The sequence below is a fragment of the Streptomyces sp. NPDC087844 genome, assembly GCF_044742785.1.
Classification (GTDB): Bacteria; Actinomycetota; Actinomycetes; order Streptomycetales; family Streptomycetaceae; genus Streptomyces.
The window spans coordinates 44,652-53,698 of sequence record NZ_JBIUVD010000005.1 but is presented as its reverse complement, the minus strand read 5'-3'; the positions used below and the strand labels follow the sequence as shown (position 1 = coordinate 53,698).

Below are 9,047 nucleotides of genomic sequence, written 5' to 3'. Positions count from 1 at the left end.
AGAGAACGACATGGACGAGAACACCCGCTACCAGGTGCTGCGCAACGACGAGGACCAGTACTCCCTCTGGCCGGTCGACGTCGAGGTGCCCGCGGGCTGGCAGCCCGTCGGGAAGGAGGGCACCGAAGAGGAGTGCTCCGCCCACGTCGACGAGGTGTGGACCGACATGCGTCCGCGCAGCCTGCGTGAGCGGATGGAGAACACAGAGGCCTGACCCCTCCGTGGCCTTGTCGCTACGCTCCGCGAGACGAGGCCACTTCGCCACCCCACCCCAGGAGTCCACCGATGACACCCGTCCTGAAGACCGAACGGCTGGAGTTCACGCCCTACCGCCCCGAGGACGAGTCCCACTTCGTCGCCCTGCTGCGCAACGAGGACGTGTGCCACTGGATGGGCCAGGACATGGTGCCCGAGGCCGACCTGCGTACGGCCTTCCGCACCATCCTCACCGATGTCTATCCCACGCAACGGTTCGATGTGTGGGGGGTGTGGTGGCAGGGGACGTACATCGGCCACGCGGAGGTGAAGAGGACCGGCAACGTCGACGGTCACGAACTCATCGTCGCCCTCGCCCCCGACTACTGGGGGCGGGGCATCGGCACCGAAGCCGTGCACGGCCTGCTCCGCCATGCCTCCGACAACCTCGGGCTGACGGAGGCCTACGGCATGGTGGGCGCCGGAAACACGGCGAGTCTCGCCCTGTGCCGACGCCTGGGCTTCCGGCACGTACGCGATGTGGTCGGCGAGGACGGCACGGTGAACCGGATGGTCGTCATCTCCGTACCCGGTACCTGAGGTTCACCGCGGTGAGGTACCTGAGGTTCACCGCGGTGACGCGGTCGCCGGCGACGCGACAGGCTCCAGGCGGACCACGATCGCCTTCGACGTCGGCTGGTTGCTCGTGTCGGCCACGCTGTCCAGCGGCACCAGGACGTTCGTCTCGGGGTAGTAGGCGGCGGCGCAACCCCGGGTGGTGGGGTAGGGGACCACGCGGAAGTCCCCGGCGCGCCGCTCGGGGTCGTCGCCCCACACACTGACCAGGTCGACGTGCTGCCCGGCGGAGAGGCCCAGTCCGGCCACGTCCTCCGGGTTGACGAGCACCACCCGACGACTTCCGTGAATGCCCCGGTAGCGGTCGTTGGACGTGTACGGGACGGTGTTCCACTGGTCGTGGGAGCGCAGGGTCTGCAGCAGCAGGTGACCCTCGGGGGCCTGCAGCATCGCGAAGTCGTTGGCGGTGAACAGCGCCTTGCCGACATCGTTGTGGTAGACGCCCTCGTTGACCGGGTTCGGCAACTGGATGCCACCGGGTCGTGTCACGCGCCGGTTGAAGTCGTGCAGTCCCGGGACGATACGTGAGATGTGGTCCCGGATCGCGCCGTAGTCGGCTTCGAACTGCTCCCAGGGGATGCCGGCCGCGCCGTCGAGGGTGCGGCGGGCGAGCCGGCACAGAATGGAGATCTCGCTGAGCAGCAGGGGCGAGGCCGGCTGCAGCCGCCCCTGAGAGGTGTGCACCTCGCTCATCGAGTTCTCGACGGTGACGAACTGCTCCCCGTCGGCCTGGATGTCCACTTCCGTGCGGCCGAGGGTCGGCAGGATGAGCGCGGTCTCGCCGCACACGGTGTGGGACCGGTTGAGCTTGGTGGAGATGTGGGCCGTCAGACGGCAGGTGCGCATGGCCTGTTCGGTGACCTCGCTGTCCGGAGCGGCCCGGACGAAGTTGCCGGCCAGCGCGAGGAAGAACTTGACACGGCCTTCACGCATCGCCCTGATCGAGTTCACGGAGTCCAGCCCGTGGGCACGCGGCGGATCGAAGCCGAACTCCTCCCGGAGGGCGTCGAGGAAGTCGTCCGGCATCTGCTCCCAGATGCCCATCGTGCGGTCGCCCTGTACGTTGCTGTGCCCGCGCACCGGACAGGCGCCGGTGCCGGCCCGGCCGACGTTCCCGCGCAGCAGCAGGAAGTTCACGATCTCCCGGATGGTGGGGACCGCGTGTTTGTGCTGGGTGATGCCCATCGCCCAGCAGACGATGACGCGCTGACTGCGCAGCACCTCGTCCCGGACCTGCTCGATCTCCTCGCGCGCCAGACCGGTCGCGGCGAGGATGTCGTTCCACTCGATGGTGCGGGCGTGCTGGGCGAACTCCTCGAAGCCCTTGGTGTCGCTCTCGATGAAGTCGCGGGCGAGCACCTCGCCCGGCCGGGCGTCCTCGGCCTCCAGCAGCAACCGGTTGATCGCCTGGAACAGGGCCAGGTCGCCACCGTTGCGGATGTGGAGGAACCGGTCGGCTATCTGGGTGCCCTTGCCGATCACCCCGCTGGGTTTCTGCGGGTTCTTGAACCGCAGCAGCCCGGCTTCCGGCAGGGGGTTCACCGCGATGATGCGGGCGCCGTTGCGCTTCGCCTCCTCCAGCGCTGACAACTGGCGCGGATGGTTGGTCCCGGGGTTCTGTCCCACCACGAGGATCAGGTCGGCATGGTGCAGGTCGTCAAGACTGACCGTCCCCTTGCCCGTACCCAGCGTCTCGTGCAGCGCGAAGCCGCTGGACTCGTGGCACATGTTGCTGCAGTCGGGCAGGTTGTTGGTGCCCAGCGCCCTGGCGAACAGCTGCAGCACGAACGCGGCCTCGTTGCTGGCCCTGCCGGAGGTGTAGAACACCGCCTCGTCGGGAGAGTCGAGTGACGTCAGCTCCGAAGCCAGCAGGTCGAAGGCGTCGTGCCAGCTGATCGGCTCGTACGAGTCGGAGCCCGGCCGCTTGACCATCGGCTCGGTGAGCCGCCCTTGCTGGTTCAGCCATTTGTCGGAGCGCCGTCCCAGCTCGGAGACCGTGTGCTCACGGAAGAAGTCAGCGCCGATGCGCCGTGACGTCGCCTCGTCGTTGATGTGCTTGGCGCCGTTCTCGCAGTACTCGTTGCGATGCCGGTTGCCCGGCGAGGGATCCGCCCACGCGCACCCGGGACAGTCGATGCCGCCCACCTGGTTCATGGTCAGCAGCGTCTCCCCGGTGCGCCGTACGGAGGTCTCCTCCAGGGAGTACTCCAACGCGTGTGCCACCGCGGGTACGCCCGCGGCCCACTTCTTCGGCGGGCTGACACTCAGAGCCTCGTTCGATTCCTCGCCGGGCGCCTTCTTCATCACGTTGCCTTTCACATGCTCTGATGTGGCTCGCGGCGTCAGCCGACGGGCCAGTGGGGCACACGGCTCCGGTGCGGCTCGGGTTCCTCGGGCCGTACGCGTCCGCCGCGGATGGTGCCCCGCCAGGCTCCGCTCTCCGCGCCGAGCCCCTCGATGTACGCCTTGAAGTGCCGCAGCTCCCGCTGTACGGTGCGGCCGACCACCTCGGGGAGGCCGCCGAACAGGGCAGTGGCGCCGGGTGAGTCGACCTCGATCCGGACGGTGACACTCGTACCGTCCGTCGTGCCGCCCGTCGCGGTGGGCCGGAACGACACCTCACCCCGGTGGACGAAGTGACGTTCGAGGCTTCGCCACGTCAGATGGGAGTCGGGTTCCTGTTCAACGATCTCGGCCTGGAACTCACGGCGCAGGGGTCCGACCGCGAGCGTCCAGGAGAGGAGCGCCGGCCGCACCTGCTCGACCTTCTTCACCACGGTCATGAACCGGGGAAAGCTCTTGAACTGCGTCCACTGGTTGTACGCGGCACTCACCGGGACCGCGACCTCGATCGTTTCCTCAACGCTGAACATGCTCCACCCATCGTCAGGCGCTGCTCGCCCCAGTCTCGCCGCGGGCCCAGCGGGCCGCCACACGTCGCCGCTGCTGCCGGGCGGCCGGGTACCCGTCATCCGGGCCGCCTAACGCACGGATCGCCAGAGCGGAAGTTAATATTCCGTTATTGCGTGGAGCGTGTTCACGCTACAAGGTGGATAACCTGTCCCTGCTGCCCAGCTATTCGTGACGTAAACGAGGTCCGAGGTAATTCAGGGGTATCTTTTCCGCGGCTCGGCCTCTCTGTCGTCGCGGTGCCTCAGGTGTGTCGTTGCCGCCGCTGTCCGACCAGGTGACGTGCGAAAGATCGCCGACCGCTGCCTGCGTCCCGGGACTTCGGCAGGAGCGTGCGGCCTGTTAACGGCACATCACGTTTTGGTTGCCGGTGCCGCTGGGCGGCTGATACGGTCGCTTTGTCTTGGAACTGCTGTTGACTAAAAGGTGGAATGGCAACTCTTTCACCGTCCTTGATCGCGCCCGAGATGATCTCTGCTGTGTCTCTGGTGTGCTCTTCGGGCGACTGCGTGGTGTTGCGCCTCGTCGGTGCCCCGAGCGGAGCCGGTGGGGTCGGCGTTCCACCGGACCGACGGGACAACTGGCCGAAATACACGGGGGTGTGCTTTGAGTCGATCAGCCTGTTACCTACGCGCTCATGCGGCTGGAGAATTTCTCGTCCGCGTGCCTCCACGGGCGGACGCCCTCCGATGTCTCTTGCCATCGTTGTCATCCCGTAAAGCTCCAGCTCGCCCCAGGGGGATAAAGTCATGAACGGTCAGCGATTAGCTGACGCCTCTGCACTCGTTTCACGTCCTTCCACCGAAATGGTGTCGTTGAGCGAGCTGACGCGTTTCGATTCGCCCCGGCTTTCGGGCGCGGACGATGAGCACGTGCGCCTCCTCGCCGAATCGGACACCGAACTCCCGCCCATTCTCGTGAACCGCCGGACGATGAGTGTCGTGGACGGAATGCATCGAGTGCGCGCGGCGGAACTGCGTGGTCAGGAGAAGATCGAGGCTGTCTTCTGCGAGTGCGACGACGAGGAAGCATTCGTACTCGCGGTGAAGGCGAACGTCTCCCACGGCCTCCCCTTGCCGCGCTCCGACAGAAACGCCGCAGCCGAACGTATCGTCAGCTCCCACCCCGAGTGGAGCGATCGGGCGATCGCCTCCGTCACCGGCCTCTCCCACAAGACCGTCGGCGCGATCCGGCGGCGTGCGAGTGGGGAAATTCCCCACTCGCACACCCGGATGGGGCGTGACGGCCGGGAGCGGCCGGTCGATGCCGCCGAGGGGCGCGAACAGGCAGGCAGGATCCTCGCCGAGCGTCCCGGCGTCTCGCTGCGCGAGGTCGCCAGGGAGGCCGGGGTCTGCACCGCCACCGTGAGAGACGTCCGGGACCGGCTGCGGCGCGGCGAGGCACCCGCCGGCCCCACGCGGCGTGGGCAGGGGACGGGACCTCCTCACATGGCCCCCGAGGCGGCCCCCGAGGTGGCGGGAGCACTGCCGCGGCCGAAGGCACTGGCCCGTATCGACGGTGGCGCCGACAGCGACGTCGACCTCTCGGGGCTGATCCACAACCTGCGCAAGGACCCCTCGCTGCGGTTCTCCGAATCGGGCCGCACCCTGCTTCGGCTCCTGGACGTCTGCACGGTGGGCCCGCAAGAGTGGAGCCGGATCAGCGAAAACGTTCCGCCGCACCGCGTGGAGATCATCGTTTCGGCGGCCCGCGCGTGCAGCCGGGCATGGCAGGACTTCGCGACGGAGCTGGAACGACGCTCCGATCGGCAGGCATCAGGCTGACCGCTCCTGTCCCTCTGCTCCCTCCTCTCTGTTCCGCCTCAACGGACCGACGCCCGTCGCCTTGTGCGGCCTACTTCACGGCGCCCAGGAAAGGCAGGCATGACGATCAGCACTGTCCGGGACTCCCGCGAGACGTGCGCTCGGGACCTCCTCAACTCCCTGCTGACGCCCGACCCACCCCCGTTCGCACTCCTGCGCAGAGCCGGTGCGCGGACCCCCGAGGTGGAGGTACTTACGGGGGAGGTGCGGGAGGTGACGACGCTCGCCGACGTGCCGTTGCCCGGCCCTGCGCACAGGAGCGGGGCCGGGAGCGGGACCGAAGGCGGGGCCGGGGCCGGGGGACCGGCGGAGGTGCTGGCGGCCATCCCCTTCCGCCAGATCACCGAACGCGGGTACGCCTGCAACGACGACGGCGAACCCATCCTGACGCTGGCCGTGCGGCAGCGAGCCGCGCTGCCCGTGCGGGAGGCGCTTGAGCTGCTGCCCGACGCCGAAGTCGCCCTGTCCGACGGCGCGTTCGACGTCGGGGACGACGAGTACGAGAAGGTCGTGCAGAAGGTCCTCGACGAGGAGATCCGGTCCGGCGAGGGATCGAACTTCGTCGTCAGCCGGTCCTTCCGGGCGACCCTGCGCGACTACCGGCCCGAGGTCGCCCTGACCGTCTTCAGACGGCTGCTGACCATGGAGTCCGGCGCCCACTGGACGTTCGTGGTGCACACCGGGGACCGCACCTTCGTCGGCGCCTCCCCGGAGTTGCACGTCCAGGTGGCCGAAGGCGTGGCGCGGATGAATCCGATCAGCGGCACCTACCGCTACCCGCCCGCCGGAGCGGACGTGGACGGCGTACTGGAATTCCTCGGCGACCGGAAGGAGACCGACGAGCTCTTCATGGTGGTGGACGAGGAGCTGAAGATGCTCGCCAGGGTCTGCGACGGCGGCGCCCGGGCCCGCGGCCCCTACCTGCGGCAGATGGCCAGGCTGGCGCACACCGAATACCTGCTGGAAGGCCCTACGTCCCTGGACGTACGCGAGGTGCTGCGCGAGACGATGTTCGCGCCGACCATCATCGGCAGCCCTCTGGAGAACGCCTGCCGCGTGATCGCCCGGCACGAGGAGAACGGCCGCGGCTACTACGGCGGGGCCCTCGCCCTGCTCGGCCGGGACACGGCGGGCCGCGCCACCCTGGACTCGGCGATCCTGATCCGTACCGCCGAGATCCCCCCGGAGGGCACCTTACGGATCGACGTGGGTGCCACGCTCGTGCGCGACTCACGGCCCACCGCCGAGGTCGCCGAGACGTGGGCCAAGGCCGACGCGCTGCTGGCCGCCACCGGTCTGACGGGGCGGCCCAGGACCCCAGGACCCTCCGCGCCGGGCGACAAGCCCCCGCAGTCGGAGGAATGGTCGGAACGGGCGTCGGAGCGGCTGCCGCAAGCGCTGGCGGACGACCCCCGCGTGACGGACGCCCTGGACCGCCGCAACGTGGGGCTGTCGGCGTTCTGGCTCGGCAAGGAGGACGACCGCCCCGTACGCGCACACGCGCCCGACGCGGGACGAGTGCTGATCGTGGACGCCGAGGACAAGTTCACCGACATGCTCGGCCACCAGACCCGGGCCCTGGGACTGGACGCCACCGTCCGCCCGTGGTGGTCGGTGCGCTCCTCGGACCTGGACGCGTACGACTGCGTCCTGCTGGGCCCAGGCCCCGGCGACCCCCGGGCCACCACCGACCCGAAGGTCCGCGGGATCACCGGGATGATCAGCCGTCTCCTCGCCAGGGGTACCCCGTTCGTCGGTGAATGTCTGAGCCACCAGGCGCTGTGCACGCTGCTCGGGCTTCCGCTCTTCCGCCGCGAGCGGCCCAACCAGGGCACGCAGCGCCGTATCGACCTCTTCGGGCGTCCCGAAGCGGTCGGCTTCTACAACTCCTACGCGGCCCGCCACACCGAGGACGTCCTGCGCTCACCACTCGCGCGCGGAGCCGTGCACCTCTGCCGGGACCCCGCCACCGGGGAGGTGCACGCCCTGCGCGGTGAGCGGTTCGCCGCCGTCCAGTTCCATCTGGAGTCGGTGCTGACCGAACACGGCACCGGCCTGCTGGCGGATCTGCTGGGCCGGGTGCTGCGCCGTCCGGCGGACCGCGACGAACCCGGCGCCCACCGATGACCGGCGACAAAGCGCGAGGCACCCCCCGGCAGCCGTGGCCGGTGGACGCCGAGGCGGCCCAGCAGCCGGACTGGGCGACGCACCCCGCCTACGAGCCCAGCTGCACCGCGCTGGCGTCCGCGCCCGCGCTGGTGACCCCGGAGGAGCTGGCCCGGCTGCGGCGGGCCCTCGCGGTGGTGGCCGCGGGCGGCGCGGTGATGCTGCAACTCGGCGACTGCGCGGAGAGTTTCGAGGAGACCGACGCCGACCAGGTCCGGGCCAAGACGGCGGTGCTGCACGCCCTCGCCGACGAGGTGGCCGACGGCACGGGCCTGCCGGTGCTGCGAGTCGGCCGGATCGGCGGTCAGTTCGCCAAGCCCCGCACGCGGCCGCACGAAGAGGTCGACGGGGTGCTTCTGCCGGCCTTCAGGGGCCACATGGTGAACGGCGAGAGCCCCACCCCCGAGGCACGGGTGCACGACCCGCGCCGGATGGTCCGGGCCTACGAGGCGAGCGCCGACGTCCTGCGCGCCCTGGCCCGCGAACGGGACCAACGGGCCCGCCGCTTCCACAGGTCACCGGGGTACCGGGAGTTCGAGGACGGTCCGTGGGCCAGCCATGACGCGCTGGTCCTCGACTACGAGGCCCGGCTCGTCCGTACGGAGGACGGGCGACGGTTGCTCGGTTCCACGCATCTGCCCTGGCTCGGCGACCGCACCAGAGCTCTCCACTCGGCCCATGTGCGGCTGCTGGCATCCGTCGTGAACCCGGTGGCCCTCAAGCTCGGACCGTCCACCGCGCCCGCCGAACTGCGGGAGGTGTGCGCGCTGTTGGACCCGCACCGGCTTCCCGGCCGGCTCACCCTGATCGTGCGGATGGGCGCGGAGCGGGTGACCGGACTGTTGCCGCCGCTCGTGGCCGCCGTACGGGACGCGGGGCACCGGCCGGTCTGGCTGAGCGATCCGATGCACGGCAACACGGTGCGGGAAGCCGGACGCAAGACCCGGCGCCTCACGGACATCGTGGACGAGGCGAGCCGCTGCAAACGCGTGCTGGAACGGGCGGGTGAGCACCCCGGCGGACTGCATCTGGAAGTGGCCGCGTCGGACGTCACCGAATGCCTGGGCGGAAAGGTCGACGGGGTCGACCGCCTGGCCGAGCGGTATACGACGCTGTGCGATCCACGACTGAATCCGGACCAGGCCGCCGAATTGACGCGCGCCTGGGTCCGGGCCTAAGGGCTGTCCCGTAATCCCCGGCGGGCGCACGACGACAGCTACGGCACCTCGCCGCGTTGTCGGATCGCCTTGCGATGCACCGCATCTGACGCCGCGCGCTGATCCACCGGGGATTACGGGACAGCCCTTAAGCCCCGCG

7 protein-coding genes are annotated in these 9,047 nt (G+C 69.6%); 5 read left to right on the top strand and 2 right to left on the bottom strand.

Annotation, left to right across the window (positions count from 1 at the left end):
• Positions 1-10 precede the first annotated feature (10 nt).
• Together ACIOKD_RS12330 and ACIOKD_RS12325 are read left to right on the top strand one after the other, a co-directional pair.
• On the top strand, positions 11-214 hold the full coding sequence (locus tag ACIOKD_RS12330; protein ID WP_402081878.1) for an MbtH family protein: 204 nt from the start codon (positions 11-13) through the stop codon (positions 212-214).
• Positions 215-285: 71 nt separating this feature from the next.
• Positions 286-795: a GNAT family N-acetyltransferase gene (locus tag ACIOKD_RS12325; RefSeq protein WP_402081875.1), complete on the top strand. Its 510-nt coding sequence runs from the start codon at positions 286-288 to the stop codon at positions 793-795.
• 27 nt (positions 796-822) lie between these two features.
• Here the strand turns inward: ACIOKD_RS12325 and ACIOKD_RS12320 are convergent, their stop codons facing one another.
• Positions 823-3,135, bottom strand: a complete 2,313-nt coding sequence (locus ACIOKD_RS12320) for an FdhF/YdeP family oxidoreductase (protein ID WP_402082558.1) — start codon at positions 3,133-3,135, stop codon at positions 823-825.
• Between the two features lie 38 nt (positions 3,136-3,173).
• Positions 3,174-3,704 (bottom strand): SRPBCC family protein, encoded by a 531-nt coding sequence (locus ACIOKD_RS12315; protein ID WP_402081872.1) that lies wholly within the window; start codon positions 3,702-3,704, stop codon positions 3,174-3,176.
• Between the two features lie 843 nt (positions 3,705-4,547).
• Between ACIOKD_RS12315 and ACIOKD_RS12310 the strand changes: the two genes are divergently transcribed.
• The 3 genes from ACIOKD_RS12310 to ACIOKD_RS12300 all read left to right on the top strand — a co-directional run bounded on the left by ACIOKD_RS12310 (position 4,548) and on the right by ACIOKD_RS12300 (position 8,908).
• Positions 4,548-5,525 (top strand): ParB/RepB/Spo0J family partition protein, encoded by a 978-nt coding sequence (locus ACIOKD_RS12310; protein ID WP_402082556.1) that lies wholly within the window; start codon positions 4,548-4,550, stop codon positions 5,523-5,525.
• A gap of 99 nt (positions 5,526-5,624) precedes the next feature.
• Entirely contained in the window at positions 5,625-7,691 is a 2,067-nt protein-coding gene (locus ACIOKD_RS12305; RefSeq protein WP_402081869.1) for an anthranilate synthase family protein, read from the top strand.
• Entirely contained in the window at positions 7,688-8,908 is a 1,221-nt protein-coding gene (locus ACIOKD_RS12300; protein WP_402081866.1) for a 3-deoxy-7-phosphoheptulonate synthase, read from the top strand. The genes ACIOKD_RS12305 and ACIOKD_RS12300 overlap by 4 nt, the downstream gene beginning before the upstream one ends.
• Positions 8,909-9,047 lie beyond the last annotated feature (139 nt).